Source organism: Amnibacterium flavum (assembly GCF_003097495.1).
In the GTDB taxonomy this organism is placed as follows: domain Bacteria; phylum Actinomycetota; class Actinomycetes; order Actinomycetales; family Microbacteriaceae; genus Naasia; species Naasia flava.
Window position 1 is genome coordinate 488,369 of record NZ_QEOP01000002.1, and the last position, 16,614, is coordinate 504,982.

Genomic DNA, 16,614 nt, shown 5'->3' on the forward strand with positions numbered 1-16,614 from the left:
CGATGAGTCGCCTCGCCTCGCCGTCCGGTGCGGTCGATGCGGTCCTCACCCCGCCGGGCCGCGGGATCAGAGGGTTCGCGTCGTCGTTCCGGCGGCGGCGGGTGGGCATCCCCGAGAGGGTCGCCCTCGTCGCCATCGTGATCATCACCGTGGCGCTCCCGTTCGCGCCGCTGCTCGCTCCGTACGGTTCGACAGCGGTGGCGGGCGCGCCCTTCACGCCGCCCGGAATCGATCATCTGCTCGGCACCGACAGTCAGGGGCGCGACGTGTTCAGCAGGGTGCTGGTCGGACTCGGGGCCAGCTGGTTCGGGGCCATCGCCGTGATCGCGTTCGGTGTCGTGCTCGGCTCCATCATCGGACTCATCGCCGGGTTCGCGGGCGGGATCGTGGACACGGTCCTGATGCGGCTCACCGACGCGGCCCTCGCGCTGCCCGCGACCCTCGTCGCCCTGGTCGTCGTCGCGGCTCTCGGCCCGAGCCTGCAGAACACCCTCATCGCCGTCGCCGTCACCTGGTGGCCCTGGTACGCGCGGATCGTACGAGGCCAGACCCGGGCGATCATGACGATGCCGCACGTCGACGCCGCCCGGCTCGGAGGTTTCTCGCGGACCAGGATCGCGCTCGTGCACGTGCTTCCCGGAAGCATCGGCACGGTCCTCATCGCCGCGTCGCTCGATGTGGGAGCCGTGCTGCTGGTGCTGGCCACCCTGTCCTTCATCGGTCTCGGATCGCCGTCGCCCGCAGCCGAGATCGGGAGTATGACGGCCGACGGACTGACCTATCTCCTCACCGCGCCGTGGGTGGCGCTGGCTCCCGCCACCGCTCTCTTCGTGCTCGCGCTGCTCGCCAATTTCGCGGGCGACGGCCTGCGGGAACTGGCCGAGTGACATGGTGAGAGCCGTCGCGGTCCGGCTGGCGTCCCTCGTGGGCGTTCTGCTCCTCCTCGCCATCGCCGTCTTCCTCATCCAGCGACTCCTGCCCGCCGATCCGGTGCGAGCCGTCCTCGGTCGGAACGCGAGCCCCGACGAGATCGCGGCACGACGCAGCGAGCTCGGATTCGACGACCCCCTGCCGGTGCAGCTCGTGCGGTTCCTCGGCGATCTCCTCAGCGGAGACCTCGGCACCTCGCTGCGGACCCGTTCCCCGGTGTCGGCGGATATCGCGGCCTACCTGCCCGCGACCCTCGAGCTGGTGTTCGTCGCAACTGTCATCGCGCTTCTCGGGGGACTGATCGTCGGGGTCCTCAGCGCGCGCGGCGGATGGCTCTCCGGTGTCATCCGCGTCGTCACCGCCGCGGGTGCGTCGGCTCCGAGCTTCCTTCTCGCCATCCTCGGGATCCTGCTGCTCTACCGCCAGCTCGGGCTGTTCCCCGCCGGCGGCCGCAGCTCCGATCTCCTCGCCACCTCGACGCCGACGGGGTTCCTGCTCGTCGACCGGCTCCTCGCCGGCGACCCGGCCGGCTGGCTCGACGCCCTGCATCACGTGCTCCTGCCCGCGTTCGTGCTGGCCGTGGGGTCGACCGTCGCGATCGCCCGGGTGCTCCGCGGATCCCTCCGCTCGGTGGACAGCCTCGATTTCGTGCGGTCAGCGCGAGCCAAGGGGTTCACCGCCCTCCAGGTCACGACCCGGCACACTCTGCGCAACTCGCTGAACCCCGCCCTCTCGATGACGGGCCTGCAGGTCGGCATGCTGCTCTCCGGGGCGGTGGTGGTCGAGACCGTGTTCTCCTGGCCGGGGATCGGCGCCTACCTGAGCGCATCGATCGGCTTCTCCGACCTGCCCGCCATCGTGGGTGTCGTCCTCGTGCTGGGCGTCGCCTACGTGGTCATCAACTTCGTCGTCGACATGCTGCAGCTCGTCGTCGACCCTCGACTGAGGAGCGCATGATGCCCGACCCGTCGACCGACCGGATCGCCACGGCACCCTCCCGGGGCATCGATGAACCGGTCTGCCGGGTCGAGGACCTCACGGTCGACTTCGAGACCGCCGACGGCCTCGTGCGCGCACTCCGCGGCGTCAGCCTCGAGATCGGACGTGGCGAGATCCTCGCCCTCGTCGGCGAATCGGGATCCGGGAAGACTGTCCTCAGCAGCTGCCTGCTCGGACTGCCTCCCGCCAGCCTCAAGACGACGGTCGGAGGCTCGGTCGTCGTCGCGGGCGTCGACATGGTGAACGGCTCCGACGCCGACCGCAGGGTCGCCCGACGGCAGACGATCGGCGCGGTGTTCCAGGACCCCCTGACCTCCCTCGACCCGATGATGCGGATCGGCGATCAGGTCGCCGAGCGCGGAGCGACCCGCGCCCGAGCGACCGCGGCGCTCGAGGACTGCGGAGTCCCCGAGCCCGGAATGCGCCTCCGGCAGTGGCCCCACCAGCTCTCCGGCGGGCTCAGGCAGAGAGTCAGCATCGCCGCCGCGATCACAGCTGGCAGCAGCACCCCACGGCGAGGACCGGGGGTGGACACCGCTCAGGCAAGCGCAGGCGACGGCGTGCCCGCTCTGCTCATCGCCGACGAACCGACCACGGCGCTCGACGTGCGGGTGCAGGCCCAGATCATCGCCCTGTTCGCCCGGCTGCGCGACGAGCACGGCTGCTCCATCGTCCTCGTCACCCACGATCTCGGTGTCGCCGCGCAGATCGCCGACCGGATCGCGGTCATGAGCGCGGGCGAGCTGTGCGAGGTCGGCAGCACCGAGCAGATCCTCCGGGACCCGCAGCACGAGTACACGAAGTCGCTTCTCGCCGCCCGGATCGACATCAACCGCATGCCCGTCTCGATCACCGAGCGCAGTCGCGTGGTCGCGGAGCGGAGGGACGACGACGCTCTGCGACTGGAGGGCATCTCGAAGCACTACCCGAAGGCGGGCGGACGACGCGGGGAGATCTTCACCGCCGTCGACGACGTCTCGCTCACCGTTCCGGCGGGCGGCTCCGTCGCACTGGTGGGGGAGAGCGGGTGCGGCAAGTCGACCCTGCTGCGGATCGCGGCAGGCCTGACCAAAGCGGACAGCGGGGGAGTCCACGTCGCCCCGGGGAGCGGCCGACCGCAGCTGGTCTTCCAGGACGCCGGATCCTCGCTCACCCCGTGGTTCTCCATCGGCCAGGGCATCGAGGAGAGGCTGCGCGTGCAGGGCGTGTCGCGCCGTGAAGCACCGGACCGTGCGCGGGAGCTGCTCGCGCAGGTCGGGCTCGACGCGCGCGCCGCCGGCGCTCGCCCCCGCGCGCTCTCGGGCGGCCAACGGCAACGCGCCGCGATCGCACGGGCTCTCGCCTCCGATCCCCGGATCCTCCTCTGCGACGAGCCGGTCAGCGCGCTCGACGCGTCGCATGCCTCCCGGGTGCTCGACCTGCTCGACGAGCTGCGCGCCTCGCTCGGCATCGCCCTCCTGATGGTCACCCACGACCTCGCCGTCGCCCGTCGGATCAGCGACGAGACCGCGGTGATGTACGGCGGCCGCATCATCGAACGCAGTGCGAGTGAGCAGCTCTTCGCCGAGCCGCGCGAGGACTACACCCGTCAGCTCATCGCCGCGTCGCCGAGCGTGTACTGACCCGCGTCCAGCGGGGGAGAAGGAGAACGAGGCCGATGAGCATCAGCGAGACGGACATGCCCGGCGTCCGGGACTGGAACGACGTCGGGACCCTCGGCATCGAGGGACGCCCCGCCCGGCTCATCCGGTTCGTGCTCGGGTACGAGCCCATCCCGGAATCGCTGTCGTTGGAGGGTGGCGATCCGGCCCGATTCCTCCTGGAGCCGGTGACCGCGGTCGCCGTCGTCTACGACGAGGGGGCCTGGGTACTGCTCGACAGCGGATTCAACGTCGACACCGTCCGCGACGAGAAGGCCCGCGGCGAGCACTTTAACTTCGACGGGTACGCACCGGTCGTCCCGCCCGGCGATCCGCTGGCCGACCAGGTCATCGCCGCGGGGCTCGACTGGGCGGACCTCGCGGCCTGCGCGATCTCGCACGTCCACTTCGACCACACCGGCGGGCTCCGTTTCGTCGCCGGCCGCGCCCCGGCCGTCTTCCAGAGGGCCGAATGGGACTACGCGGTCACCGACGCCACGATCCGTGACGCGGTCTCCGTCGATGACTTCCTGAGGCCCGACCTCGACGTCGTGCTCCTCGACGGCGACACCGAGTTCGCCCCGGGTATCACGGCGCTCGACACCCGGGGCCACACTCCCGGTCACCAGTCCTTCGCGATCGAACTGCAGGGTCGCACCGTCGTCCTCGCCTGCGACGCCGCAGACCTGCGCCGCAACATCACGGAGAGCATCGCCTGCGGCAGCACCATCCGCCCCGGCGATGCCGTCGACGCACGGATCGCCGCGAGGAGACTGCACGAACTCGACCTCCTCGACGGCGTCGAGGTGTGGCCGGGACACGATCCCGACTGGTGGGCCTGGCGGGACACCGGCGCCCTCTGACCTGTTCGTCCTCGGCGCAGGTCGCACGGCGCTCTCCACCCGTCCGCCGCTTAGAGTGGGCCGGTGCATCGCAGACAACGGCGCCCGCGGGGCCCTCGCGCCCTCGCGCCCCGACTCATCGGCGGCCTGCTGGCGGTCGCCCTGAGCTCGGCGCTCGCTGCCTGCGCCGCACCGACGGCGGAGGCGCCGCGCCCGACGACGACACCCTCGGTCACCGCCAGTCCCGAACTCGCCGTCGACCCGGTCGAGGCCGAGATCGAGGAGCGTCTGGCGGCCATGAGCACCCGCGACAAGATCGCGAGCCTGCTCATGCTGCACCAGCCCGGCACCGACGGGACGGCGCTCGCCGAGTTCATGCGCTCGACCGGGGCAGGCGGGTTCATCGTGATGGGCGACAACGTGGGAGGTTCCGTCGACGTGCTCGCCGGGACGACGGCCGCCCTCGCCGTGGACCCCGCGCTGCCCCCTCTGATCGGGATCGACGAGGAGGGCGGCATCGTCGCCCGGCTCGACGAGGACACCCTGCCCGCTGCGGAGCAGCTGAAGACCGAGGCGCCCGATGCCACGAAGGCGGCGTTCGCGGCTCGTGCCGACCTCGTCCACCGCGGTGGCGCGAACCTCAACTTCGGCATCGTCGCCGACATGACGGGGGATCCCGACTCCTTCATCTTCGACCGCGTCTACGGTTCGACTCCGGAGGACACCGCCGCCCGCGTCGAGCAGGCCGTGGCGGGGGAGCGCGGGCTGGTCGCCTCGACGCTCAAGCACTTCCCGGGCCACGGGCGTTCCGAGGCCGACTCCCACTCGGAGATCCCGGTCACCGACGTCGGCTACGACGAATGGCGCGTCACCGACGCGGTCCCCTTCGAGCGCGGAGTCGCGGCAGGAGCGGAGGCCGTGATGTTCGGGCACCTCGCCTACACCTCGGTCGACGGGCAGCCGGCTTCGCTGTCGCCCCGCTGGCACGAGATCCTCCGCACCGAACTCCACTTCGACGGTCTCGCGGTGACCGACGACATGCTCATGCTCCAGCACACCGATCTGCCCGAGTTCCAGGATCCCGTCGAGAACGGCATCCGCGCGATCAGCGCCGGTAACGACGTTCTCGTCTACGTGCTGGCCGCCGACCCCTCCGTCTCCGGCGTCGATCCCTACGCGCTGATCGACGGGCTCACCGCAGCCGCGGACTCCGGGCGCATCCTCCCCGAGGTGCTCGACGAGGCCGCCCGCCGGGTGCTCGCGGCCCGTATCGCGCTCCGCTGATAGCGGGGCTCGGTCGCGGCTGCTATTCGCCGACGATCTCCTCGCGGATCCGGCGGAGGTCCTCGAGCAGTGCGCCGAGGAGGACCCAGTGCTCGGGATGCGGCTGGAGGATGGCGATGGGCCGGGTCAGCGCCGGAAGATCCGTGTCGATATCGGGGCGTTCGTCGTCGAGCCGGCCCGGCGAGCCGTCCTCGTAGCGGACGAGCCTGCGCAGATCATGCGCCGCCCGGCGCAGCTCCTCGGCCACGCCCGCGATGAGCGGATCGCCGACGAGGTCGTCGTCCCACTGGTCGTGGACCGTGCGGGCCATGCCGACGATGCGCGTGACAAGAGGATCGAGCCGTGCGAGCAGATCGGCGTCGCGCTGGAGCTGCTCGCGGTGACGTGACCGGCGCGGATTGAAGGTCAGGCTCTCGCGTCCCTGCTGAACCGCATCGATGGCCGTCACCCGGAGTGCCCGGAGTTCGCGTGCGGAGGTGAGCGTCGACTGCAGTCGCGCCTCGTCGGGGTCGGAGTCGATCGTCGTCGCGAGCTCGTCGAGCCGGTCCGCCTCGGCGCGCGCCAGGCGGGCGACCGCGAGTCGGGCAGGAGCGGTGAGCAGGGGAGGGGCGATGGCGGCGTTGACGATGAGGGCGATGACGGCGCCGATCACGGTCTCCACGACTCGGGTGGCAGCGTACGCGGGCGTCGCAGCTCCGATCGAGAGCACCAGCATGGCGCTGATCGCGATCTGGTTCGCGGATCCCGCCGTCAGCCGCAGCCCCCACCCGGCGAAGATCGCGACGACGGTCGCGACGAGCACAAGCCAGCTGTGCTCGCCGAAGACGAGGACAGCACCGAGCGCGATGAGCACACCGAGCAGGACGCCGAGGCTGCGCTCGAAAGCCTTCGCGTAGGTCTGATTGACGCTCGGCTGGATGACGATGAGGGCCGCGACGACGGCGAAGACGGGAAGCTCGCCCGGCAGCAGCAGGAGAGGGATGAACCAGGCCAGCACCGCGGCGACCGCGGTCTTGGCGACCTGCACGAACGGTACGCGGGTCGCGGCCCGGACGTTCGGGGTCAGTGGCACGCAGTCAGGCTATCGACAGCCCCTGCGCGCGGGCAGTGTCCGCGCCGTGCCCGCCCGGAGGTCGGAGCGTCAGTAGAGGAAGGGGTGCAGGCCCGAGTCGTTCGTCGACCGACTGCGGGTGCCGCGAGTGGCCGCTGCGCGCGGCATCTCCTCCTCGGCCGGAGCGCCTCGCATACCGCGAGTGCTGAGTCGCAGCAGCAGCCGCCTCAGCAGATTCCGCTCGTCCGCGTCGAGAGGCGCGAAATACTCCTCCTCGATCTCCTGCCCCGTCTTCTGGAGGAAGCCGACGATGGAGCGGCCGAGGGGCGTCAACTGGATGACCTGACGCCGACGGTCCTCCGTTGAATCGGCCCGGGTGATCAGGTCACGCCCGTCGAGCAGATCGAGCAGCGGCGGAGCGTTGCGCGGATCGATTCCGACCGCGGACGACAACTCCTTCTGACTCGCCTCGCCGATGTGCTCGAGCACCTGCAGCAGGGCGAAATGGTGCGGTGTCAGACCGTGATCGGCGAGCATCCGGGCCCACCGTTTGCGCACCTCCGCTCCGCACGCCGTGAGCAGGAAACTGGTGCCGCCCTCGAAGGGCATTCGGATATCCCCATCCGCCATGAGTAAACGCTAGTCCATACCATCGTCCGGATGTGAGACGTCTCAGACCATTCGCGGCGTGGAATCCTCCGGCCGCGGGCCTGACGCGGCCGCGCAGGATGGGGTTCTAGGCTCGCACCATGACCGACGTCGGCACCCTCATCATCCTCGGCGCGAGCGGCGACCTCACGAAGAGGCTCCTCCTCCCCGGGCTCGGCAGCCTGCTCGCCTCGTCGCGCGATAAGGACTCGCAGCTCGCCGGAGACCTCACCATCATCGGCACCTCGCGGTCGGAGCACGACAGCGACTGGTGGAAGCAGGTCGTGCGCGACGGAATCGCCGAAGGCGGCGCGACCGCGAAGGACGCCGACCGGCTAGCCGGAAAAGCGGAGTACATCCGCGGCGACCCGTCGAAGAGCGACGACCTCGCGAACGTGCTGAAGAGCGTCGTGGGCGTCCCCGTGCTCTACTTCGCGCTGCCGCCGGCCGTGGTCGAGAAGGCGATCGATGCGCTTAAGGACGTCGAGCTGCCGGAGGGCACGATCCTCGCCCTCGAGAAGCCGTTCGGCTCCGACGCGCGCTCCGCCGCGGCATTGAACCGACGGATCGCGAAGCTGGTGCCCGAACGGCAGGTGCACCGCATCGACCACTTCCTCGGCGAGCCGACCGTGCTGGGTCTGCTGGGCATCCGCTTCGCCGGGCGCACGTTCGAGCCCGTCTGGAACTCCGACGACATCGAGCGCGTCGAGATCACCTACGACGAGCAGCTCGGGCTCGAGGGTCGCGCCGCCTACTACGACGAGGCCGGCGCCCTCATCGACATGCTGCAGTCGCATCTGCTCCAGGTGCTCTCGATCGTCGCCATGGAGGCGCCCGCCTCGATCGACGAGGAGGACTTCCGTTCGGCGACCGCCCAGGTGCTGAACGCCACCTCGATCTGGTCGGGTGAACCGGTGCTGCCGGGAACTGATCAGCCGTCCCGTCGCGCCCGTTACACGGCCGGCAAGATCGACGGACGCTCGCTTCCCTCCTACGTGGACGAGGAGGGGGTGGACCCGGCGCGGGAGACCGAGACGCTGGCGGAGATCGCCGTCGAGGTCAAGACGCGTCGTTGGGCGGGTACTCCGTTCATCCTGCGTTCGGGCAAGGCGATCGGCGAGCCGCGACGCCAGGTCGAGATCGTGTTCCGCAAGCCGCGCTTCGTGCCGCGCGGGCTCACCGGCACCCGGGCTCCCGAGCGGTTCATCGTCGGCCTCAAGCCGCAGTCGTTCGAACTCCACCTCGCCGTCAACGGGGAGAGCGACCCGTTCCGCCTCGCACCGGGTGCGTTGGAGACCGAGATGCCTGCGCAGGAGCTCACCGAGTACGGCGAGGTGCTGCGCGGCCTGCTGTCGAGCGACCCGACGCTGTCGGTGCGCGGCGACATCGCCGAGCAGTGCTGGCGCATCATCGCCCCGGTCATCAAGGCGTGGCGTGCGGGCGAGGTTCCCCTGGACGACTACCGGGCGGGCTCGAAGGGCCCGTCGTCCTGGAGCTGAGCCCCTCCGCACCCCTTCATTTCGCTGCGCTCAATGGGCGGGCCGCCGCCACCGCCCATTGAGCTCGTCGAAACGCGCGCGTACCTCGCCCGTTGAGTGAGGCGAAACGAGCGCTTACCTCGCCCGTTGAGCGGAGCGAAACGAGCCCCTTCATTTCGCTGCGCTCAATGGGCGGGCCTTTCATTTCGCTGCGCTCAATGGGCGGGTCGTTCTTTCCGCTCGTTGAGCTCGTCGAAACGAGCGCTTACCTTGCCCGTTGAGCGGAGCGAAACGAGCGCCTTCATTTCGACAGGCTCAATGGGCGGGTCCCTTCATTTCGCTGCGCTCACTTCGTGGGGCGGGGGGTGAGGAGTGCTCTGAAGATGTCTCGCAAGGCGTCCGTCAGCTCGTCGATGTCGGCGGACGCGACGGGCTGCACCGCCGCCGAGGTGCGGAGCATGACGACACCGAGCGAGGTGGCGATCGCGAGCTGAGCCCGCAGCAGGACGGGGGCGGTGCCGGGGTCGTCGGCGTTCCAACCGGCGGCGGCCGCGAGCTTGCGGGTGAAGTGCTCCAGCGTGTTCCGGCGGATGAGGTCGGCGTTCTCGTCGCCGGATGAGCGCAGCAGCAGGAGCAGCTGCAGCGGATCATCGCTGTCAGGGGCGAGCACCACGTGAGCGACGAGCCGATCGATCACGCCGTCGAGATCCGAGGGGCGATCCGGCGTCCGGATGTCCAGTTCGTCGGACGTGCGGATCATGCACGCCGCGAACAGCCCCTCTTTCGAGGTGAAGTACCGGTTGATCAGCGCGACGTTCACGCCGGCGTCCGCCGCGATCTCGCGCACCGTCGTCGCCCGGTACCCCTCCGTCGCGAAGCGGCGTCGTGCGGCTCGGACCAGGGCTCGCCGCGTGAGCGCGGCGTCCCGCCCCGACCGCACCAGTTCGTCGTCGGGGGAGTCCTCGAGGTCGTCGTGCTGCACTGTCGACGACGGTGTCGGTTCGCTCATGTCTCACCCTCCGCGGGCCACTGTAGCGGCGGCGACGCGCCAAGTAAACGAATGTTGACATAGGGCAACGAGTGGGGAACACTCGTCAAGTCAGCGTTTGTTTACATCGAGGAGAGCCATGTCAGCGACCCGTCAGAGCCCCGCTACGGGTTCGGTTCCGGCCCAGGCCGGTCCGGCTGCGAAGGCGGCGGGATCGCGCGGAGTCGCGATCGTGCTGTTCCTCTCGCTCGGCGGTCTCTCCTTCGCCGTGCTGCAGTCGCTGGTCGCACCGGCCCTCGGAACGATCGGTTCGGATCTCGGGGTCGAGACCACCGACGCGAGCTGGGTGCTGACGGCGTATCTGCTGTCCGCCTCGGTGCTGACCCCCATCCTCGGTCGCCTCGGCGACATGGTCGGCAAGCGCAGGGTCATCATCGTCGTGCTGGCGCTGCTGCTCGCCGGCACGGTCCTCGCGGCGCTCGCTCCGAACCTCGGCGTGCTGATCGTGGGTCGCGTCCTCCAGGGGGCCGCGGGCGCGGTGATGCCGCTCTCGATCGGCATCGTGCGCGATGAACTGCCGAAGGAGCGCGTCAGCGTCACCATCGGTCTGCTGTCGGCGATCTTCGGCATCGGCGCGGGTGTCGGCATCGTGACCGCCGGCCCGATCGTCGAGGCGCTGTCCTGGCACTGGCTGTTCTGGCTGCCCGCCGTTCTCGTGGCGATCGCCCTTCTGGGGGCGATCTTCGGGATCCCCGAATCGCCCGTGCGCACGCCCGGCCGCCTCGACCTGGTCGGCACCGCGATCCTTTCCCTCGGGCTCGTGGCGCTCCTCCTCGCCATCGGCGAGGGGCAGAAGTGGGGCTGGGGCGACGTGAAGACCGTTGGGCTCCTCGTGTTCGGCGGCATCGCCCTCATCGTCTTCGTCTTCGTCGAACTCCGCGTCAAGGAACCCCTCATCGACATGAGCCTGTTCCGACACCGCGGGGTGTGGACGGCTCACATCGTCGCGCTGGCGTTCGGGTTCGCGATGTTCGGCACCTTCATCCTCGTGCCCACCCTGCTGCAGCTGCCGAGCGTGCTCGGCTACGGGTTCGGCAAGAGCGTGAGCGAGGCCGGCCTCTACCTGCTGCCGACGGTCGTCGCCATGGTGATCTCGGGCGTCGTCGCCGGAATCCTGATCCGCCGGATCGGGCCGAAGATCCCGATGATCGCCGGAGGCGTCGCCGTGACCGCCGCCTTCCTGATCCCGGCCCTCGGCCACGCGGAGGAGTGGCAGATCCTGCTCAGCGGCGTCCTCACCGGAATCGGTATCGGCATGGCGCTGGCCGCGACCTCGAACGCGATCGTCGAGAGCGTCCCGGCCGCGCAGACAGGCGAGGCGATCAGCGCCAACACCGTCATCCGCACCATCGGCAGCAGCATCGGAACGGCTGTCATCGCCGCGCTCATCTCGTCCAACGTGACCGCTCAGGGAGCTCCGACGGACGATGCGTTCACCATCGGGTTCTGGGCCTCGGCCGGTGTCGGCGTGCTGGCGATCCTTGCCGCGCTCATCGCACCGTCGTTGCGCGCCCGTCGCCGTGAGGCGGCTGCTGCCGGTGTCGACGACTTCGACGAGCTCGGGGCTCCTGCTCAGTAGTCGGGGCGCCGCGACAGCCAGTACCGCCCGGTGTCGGGCTCAGAGGACGCCGATGCGCTCCAGCTCGGAGGCGATCGCCGCGCCGTCGGGACCGTAGATCCACGGCACCTCGGTGCGTGAACTGTAGTCCTCGGCTTTCGTGCGACCACCGGCGAGGACCGCCTCACCGGAGGACAGCTGCCGGATCGCGACCGCACGCACCTTGTCGGGATGCGCGAGCGCGAACTCGCCGTAGATCTCCTCGTCGTGCTGCCCGTCGTCGCCGATCAGCAGCCATTTGACGTCGGGGAACTCGGTCGCGAGCCGTGCGAGGCTTTCGACCTTGTGCTGGCGGCCGCTCCGGAAGATGCGGTCGTGGGTGGGGCCCCAATCGGTCAGCAGCAGCGGGCCGCGCGGGTAGAGGTTGCGGCCGAGGAAGCGCGACAGCGTAGGGGCCACATTCCACGCCCCGGTGGAGAGGTAGATGGTCGTCGTGCCGGGGTTCGCCTTGGTCAGCCGGTCGTACAGCACCGCCATGCCCGGTGTCGGGGTGCGGGCGTGCTCGTCGAGGACGAACGTGTTCCAGGCCGCCAGGAACGGCCGCGGCAGGGCCGTGACCATGACGGTGTCGTCGATGTCGGACACAATGCCGAAGTGCGCGTCGCCGTCGACGATGTAGACCGGAGCCTCGACCGCGGGCCCGTCGGCGCTCTCGGGGTCATCGCTGCGGATCGTGACCGTGCGCCAGCCGGGGGAGAGGCGCGACTTGAGTCGCACATCGATCACCCCGCCGCGATCGGCGTGCACCCGATGCTCGGTCTTGCCGATGGTGACGATGACGTTGACGTCATTGACGGCGACACTCGTGAAGCTGCGCCATCCGCGCACACTGGGCCGGGAGGAGCGGGGTTCGCGGGTGAGCATCACGCGGCCGAGGACGCGGACCCAGCCGGGGGCGCCGTACCCGGCGTAGGGGATGACCGTCGGGAGCAGCCCGCGCTTGCGCGCCCGCTGCTCCCGGAACTCCTGGATCCGATCCTCGATCCGAGCGGCCCGATGCAGGATGGGCATCACCGCTCCGGTGGCTTCGCTTCGCTGCTTGCGGGATGCCGTCACGCGTCCACCCTATGGGCTGGGCAGTTCTCGGGTCGGGGTGGCACGGCGCGGCGGCACGGAGCGTGTTGCGCCGGTCAGGCGAGCGGTTCGATGAGAGCCGGTGAGTCGTTGCGCACGTTGCCGACCTCGCGGCCCACGGGCCTCAGCTCGAAGGTCTCGATCATGTCGACGCTCGCTCCTGCGATGTCGTCGAGGAGGTCGGCGTCGCCCTCGACGTGCGGGTCGAGCCAGTGGTCGAGTGCGTCGGGCTCGAGGACGACGGGCATGCGGTCGTGGATCTCGGCGAGCGGACCGACGGAGTCCTGGGTGAGGATCGTCGCCGAGAGGACCCAGCGGTCGGGGGCGTCGTCGGCCGCCGCGGGATTGCGCCACCACTCGTAGAGGCCGGCGAATGCGAAGAGCGAATCGTCGCCGTCGGGAGAGATGAAGAACGGGGCCTTCGAGCCGTCGGCCAGCTTCTGCCACTCGTAGTACCCCGACGCGGGGATCGCGGCCCGACGCTTCTTGACGGCAGTGCGGAACGCGGATTTGTCCGCCGCCTCCTCGATCCGGGCGTTGAACATGCGCGCGCCGACGGCGATGTCCTTCGCCCACGGCGGTACGAGGCCCCAGCGGGCCGCCTCGAGCCTCCGGACGGTCGACGCGTCGCCTTCGGCGGCCCTGTCCTTGGGAATCGAGTCGAGGACGATGTTGATGGGCACGGTGGGTGCGACGTTCCACGAGGGCGAGGCCAGCTCTTCGCCGACGCGCTCGACGTCGAAGAACGTCACGATATCGCCGACGGCTTTGGAGGAAACATATCGTCCGCACATGGAGCCGATTCTGCACGTCACCTCTGACATTGCGCCGGGTGGACCGATGAGTTTGCCCCCGGCTGGGGGCGCCGGATAAGGTCACCCAGGATAGAAGAGGAGACAGCGTGCTGATCGGCGACGCCAGGAGTTCGAGTGCGGAGTCCCGGCTGCGGAACGAGCCGGTCCAGGCGCGGAGCGCGGCTCGTCTCTCGACCCTCCTCGACTCCGCCGCGGCAGTCGTCGACGAGGTGGGCCCCGAGCGCCTGACCACGGCGATGGTGGCCGACCGCGCCGGTGCGTCCATCGGCACCGTGTACCGCTACTTCCCCGACCGCGTCGCGGTAATCGAGGGGCTGGCCAACAGGGCTCTCTCCCGCTTCCTCATCAAGCTGGAGCAGGAGTTCGACGACCGCGGCGACCTCACGCTGGGCCAGCTCGTCGACATCATCGTGGCGACCCTCGTCGACTTCTCCCGCAACGAGCCCGGATACCGGGTGCTCCGCTTCGGCGACACCGTCGAGGCGAGGGTCACCGGCGGTGTAGAGACGACCGAGTCGGCTCTCGCCCGCCAGCTCGGCGAGCTCCTGCGTCGGCACGAGCCCGACCTCGCATTCGACGACCTCGCCTTCCAGCTGCAGGTCGCGCTTGCGATGTGCGAGGTCCTCGTCCACCGCGCCTTCGTCTCGGACCCGGATGGAGACCCACGGTTCATCGAGGAGGCGAGGACTGTTGCGGCAGGTTACCTCGCAGGGCACTCCAGCAGATCCGTTTGATACTGTTCCGCGACGCGCGGCAAACCGTCGGGCGATGAGCTCCGAACAGTGATTGAGTCGCAGGCGGTCCACCCGCTGACGACCTCGTCGCCGGGGCACCACAAGGAGAGAGCGGCCGAATGTCGATCGAGTTCCGCTCGGTGTCGAAGAGGTTCGACGACGGCACCCTCGCGGTCGAGAACTTCGAACTGACGATCCCCTCGCGCAGCATCACCGTGCTGGTCGGATCCTCCGGCTGCGGCAAGACCACCCTGCTGCGCATGGTGAACCGCATGGTCGACCCGACGTCCGGCTCGATCCTGATCGACGGGGACGACATCGCGAACCGTCCGCCGGTGGCGCTCCGCCGCAGCATCGGGTACGTCATGCAGAATTCGGGCCTGCTCCCGCACCGCAAGGTCGTCGACAACGTCGCGACGGTGCCCCGCCTCAACGGGGTGTCGAAGTCGGAGTCCCGCGCCCGCGCGCTCGAGCTGCTCGACACCGTGGGCCTCGACCGATCCCTCGCCGATCGCTACCCCAACCAGCTCTCGGGCGGTCAGCAGCAGCGCGTCGGGGTCGCCCGCGGTCTCGCAGCCGACCCCAACATCCTCCTCATGGACGAGCCCTTCGGCGCCGTCGACCCGATCGTGCGCACCGAGCTGCAGCGCGAGACGCTGAGGCTGCAGCGCGACCTCGACAAGACCGTCGTCTTCGTCACTCACGACATCGACGAGGCGTTCCTCCTCGGCGACCAGGTCGTCATCCTCCAGAAGGGCGGCATCATCGCCCAGAAGGGCACTCCGGCCGAGATCCTCGCCGCGCCCGCGAACGATTTCGTGGCCGAGTTCGTGGGAGCGGACCGCGGCAAGCGCGCCCTCCACGTCGTCTCCGTCGACGGACGCGACGTCCTCGTCGACTCCGACGGGCGGCCCGCCGGCCGGCTCGTCCCCGCCCCCGACAAGGCCGAGGCTCTCACCGCCTCGGGTGCCCCCGCGGCGCAGGGTGAACGAGCGTCGTGAACTGGCTGTCGAACAACCTCGACCTGGTTCTCGAACTGACCGTTCAGCATCTGCGGCTCGCGGTCATCCCGATCGTTCTCGGCTTCGTCATCTCCGTGCCGCTGGGCTTCGTCGCCTACCGTTATCGCGTCACCCGCGGCATCCTGCTCACCGTGGCGGGGCTGCTGTACACGATCCCGTCGCTGGCGCTCTTCGTCGTCCTCCCGGCCATCACCGGCATCTCGGTTCTGAGCGAGACGAACCTCATCATCGCCTTGACGATCTACGCCGTCGCCATCATGGCGCGATCGGTCGCGGATGCCTTCGCGTCGGTCGATCCCGGCGTCAGGCAGGCCGCGACCGCGGTCGGCTACTCGAGCTGGAGACGCTTCTGGGCCGTGGAGTTCCCGCTCGCCGGTCCCGTCATGCTGGCCGGTCTCCGCGTCGTCGCGGTGAGCACCATCGCGCTCGTCACCGTCGGGATCCTGGTCGGCGTGCAGAGCCTCGGCTACCTCTTCACCAACGGGTTCCAGCGCCGTATCACCGAGGAGATCCTCACCGGTGTCGTGATGACGATGGTCATCGCGTTGCTCGTCGACCTGCTGCTCGCGCTGCTCGGCCGAGCCCTGATGCCGTGGGCGCGGGCCACCCGGTCGGTCTCTCGCAGAGCCCGTCCCCGTGACGCAGCGGTCGGGGGTGCATCCGCATGAACCTCTTCCTCGACGCATTCGGCTGGCTGTTCGCACCCGAGCAGTGGACCGGGGCCGACTCGATCCCGGAGCGCATCGGACAGCACCTCTTCTTCACGGTCATCGCGTTCGTGATCGCCTCGATCATCGCGATCCCGCTCGGCTATCTGATCGGACACACCGGCAAGGGGCGCGAGGTCGCAGTGGCGATCTCGGGCGCTGCTCGGGCGCTGCCGTCGTTCGGCCTCATCCTGCTCCTCGTCATCCTCGTCGGCGTGCTGCAGATCGGCCCGTCGGTGACGGCGGCGCTGGTGATCCTCGCGATCCCGTCGATCCTCGCGGGCGCCTACGCGGGGCTCGAGAGCGTGGACCGGCGCACGATCGACGCGGCGCGATCGGTCGGCATGACCGAATGGCAGATCCTCACCAAGGTCGAGATCCCGCTCGGCCTGCCGCTGCTGATCTCGGGGCTGCGCAGCGGTCTGCTGCAGATCGTGGCGACGGCGACGCTCGCGGCCTACGTCGGTCTCGGCGGGCTCGGCTTCGACATCCTCCAGGGCATCCAGACCCGGAACTACCCGCAGACCCTCGGCGGCGCGATCGTCGTCGTTGTGCTGGCGCTGCTGCTCGACGCGCTGTTCGGCCTGCTCGAGCACTTCGCGGTCCCCAAGGGCGTGAGAGGCGCCCGGGGAGGTCGGATCGCGTCGGAGGCAAAGGCTCCCATCGAGGCCCAGAAGGCGGGCGGAGTAGCTCAGGGCGTGTCGGCGGCTGGGCGTTGACTGGC

At 69.8% G+C, this 16,614-nt stretch carries 16 protein-coding genes; 11 read left to right on the top strand and 5 right to left on the bottom strand.

All coding sequences use genetic code 11. The features are described from left to right. Positions 1-2: 2 nt before the first annotated feature. The 5 genes from DDQ50_RS09980 to DDQ50_RS10000 all read left to right on the top strand — a co-directional run bounded on the left by DDQ50_RS09980 (position 3) and on the right by DDQ50_RS10000 (position 5,695). On the top strand, positions 3-887 hold the full coding sequence (locus DDQ50_RS09980) for an ABC transporter permease (protein WP_116756588.1): 885 nt from the start codon (positions 3-5) through the stop codon (positions 885-887). A 1-nt stretch (position 888) separates the two neighbouring features. Then, the gene (locus DDQ50_RS09985; RefSeq protein WP_116756589.1) at positions 889-1,887 is read left to right on the top strand and encodes an ABC transporter permease; all 999 of its coding nucleotides are present in this window, start codon (positions 889-891) and stop codon (positions 1,885-1,887) included. Next, a complete protein-coding gene (locus DDQ50_RS09990) occupies positions 1,887-3,551 on the top strand; it encodes an ATP-binding cassette domain-containing protein (RefSeq protein ID WP_116756590.1) in 1,665 nt (554 codons plus the stop codon). The genes DDQ50_RS09985 and DDQ50_RS09990 overlap by 1 nt, the downstream gene beginning before the upstream one ends. Before the next feature lie 35 nt (positions 3,552-3,586). Further along, positions 3,587-4,432 carry an N-acyl homoserine lactonase family protein gene (locus DDQ50_RS09995; RefSeq protein ID WP_116756591.1) on the top strand — a complete coding sequence of 282 codons (846 nt, stop codon included), beginning with the start codon at positions 3,587-3,589 and terminating at the stop codon, positions 4,430-4,432. 63 nt (positions 4,433-4,495) lie between these two features. Continuing rightward, positions 4,496-5,695, top strand: a complete 1,200-nt coding sequence (locus tag DDQ50_RS10000; protein WP_240614336.1) for a glycoside hydrolase family 3 N-terminal domain-containing protein — start codon at positions 4,496-4,498, stop codon at positions 5,693-5,695. A 22-nt stretch (positions 5,696-5,717) separates the two neighbouring features. Here the strand turns inward: DDQ50_RS10000 and DDQ50_RS10005 are convergent, their stop codons facing one another. Then, positions 5,718-6,767, bottom strand: coding sequence for an FUSC family protein (locus DDQ50_RS10005; RefSeq protein ID WP_116756592.1), 1,050 nt, complete (start codon positions 6,765-6,767; stop codon positions 5,718-5,720). A 69-nt stretch (positions 6,768-6,836) separates the two neighbouring features. Further along, entirely contained in the window at positions 6,837-7,376 is a 540-nt protein-coding gene (locus DDQ50_RS10010; protein WP_116756593.1) for a MarR family winged helix-turn-helix transcriptional regulator, read from the bottom strand. 119 nt (positions 7,377-7,495) lie between these two features. Between DDQ50_RS10010 and DDQ50_RS10015 the strand changes: the two genes are divergently transcribed. Next, entirely contained in the window at positions 7,496-8,893 is a 1,398-nt protein-coding gene (locus DDQ50_RS10015; protein WP_116756594.1) for a glucose-6-phosphate dehydrogenase, read from the top strand. A gap of 325 nt (positions 8,894-9,218) precedes the next feature. On the opposite strand, the gene DDQ50_RS10020 is transcribed toward DDQ50_RS10015, so the two are convergent. Further along, positions 9,219-9,881, bottom strand: a complete 663-nt coding sequence (locus DDQ50_RS10020) for a TetR/AcrR family transcriptional regulator (protein WP_116756595.1) — start codon at positions 9,879-9,881, stop codon at positions 9,219-9,221. A 118-nt stretch (positions 9,882-9,999) separates the two neighbouring features. Between DDQ50_RS10020 and DDQ50_RS10025 the strand changes: the two genes are divergently transcribed. After that, positions 10,000-11,499 (top strand): MFS transporter, encoded by a 1,500-nt coding sequence (locus tag DDQ50_RS10025; RefSeq protein ID WP_116756596.1) that lies wholly within the window; start codon positions 10,000-10,002, stop codon positions 11,497-11,499. Positions 11,500-11,538: 39 nt separating this feature from the next. Here DDQ50_RS10025 and DDQ50_RS10030 read toward each other — a convergent pair whose 3' ends face one another. After that, the gene (locus DDQ50_RS10030) at positions 11,539-12,549 is read right to left on the bottom strand and encodes an App1 family protein (RefSeq protein WP_116757390.1); all 1,011 of its coding nucleotides are present in this window, start codon (positions 12,547-12,549) and stop codon (positions 11,539-11,541) included. A gap of 119 nt (positions 12,550-12,668) precedes the next feature. Further along, positions 12,669-13,436 carry an SOS response-associated peptidase gene (locus tag DDQ50_RS10035; protein WP_338065150.1) on the bottom strand — a complete coding sequence of 256 codons (768 nt, stop codon included), beginning with the start codon at positions 13,434-13,436 and terminating at the stop codon, positions 12,669-12,671. A gap of 77 nt (positions 13,437-13,513) precedes the next feature. On the opposite strand from DDQ50_RS10035, the gene DDQ50_RS10040 reads away from it, so the two are divergent. The 4 genes from DDQ50_RS10040 (at position 13,514) to DDQ50_RS10055 (ending at position 16,609) form a co-directional block, all read left to right on the top strand. Further along, the gene (locus DDQ50_RS10040) at positions 13,514-14,161 is read left to right on the top strand and encodes a TetR/AcrR family transcriptional regulator (RefSeq protein WP_165829773.1); all 648 of its coding nucleotides are present in this window, start codon (positions 13,514-13,516) and stop codon (positions 14,159-14,161) included. A gap of 119 nt (positions 14,162-14,280) precedes the next feature. After that, complete coding sequence (locus tag DDQ50_RS10045; protein WP_116756599.1) at positions 14,281-15,162, top strand: ABC transporter ATP-binding protein; 882 nt, start codon at positions 14,281-14,283, stop codon at positions 15,160-15,162. Then, positions 15,159-15,851 (top strand): ABC transporter permease, encoded by a 693-nt coding sequence (locus tag DDQ50_RS10050; protein ID WP_116756600.1) that lies wholly within the window; start codon positions 15,159-15,161, stop codon positions 15,849-15,851. Before DDQ50_RS10045 ends, DDQ50_RS10050 begins: the two co-directional genes overlap by 4 nt. Then, positions 15,848-16,609, top strand: a complete 762-nt coding sequence (locus DDQ50_RS10055; protein WP_116756601.1) for an ABC transporter permease — start codon at positions 15,848-15,850, stop codon at positions 16,607-16,609. Before DDQ50_RS10050 ends, DDQ50_RS10055 begins: the two co-directional genes overlap by 4 nt. Positions 16,610-16,614: the final 5 nt, after the last annotated feature.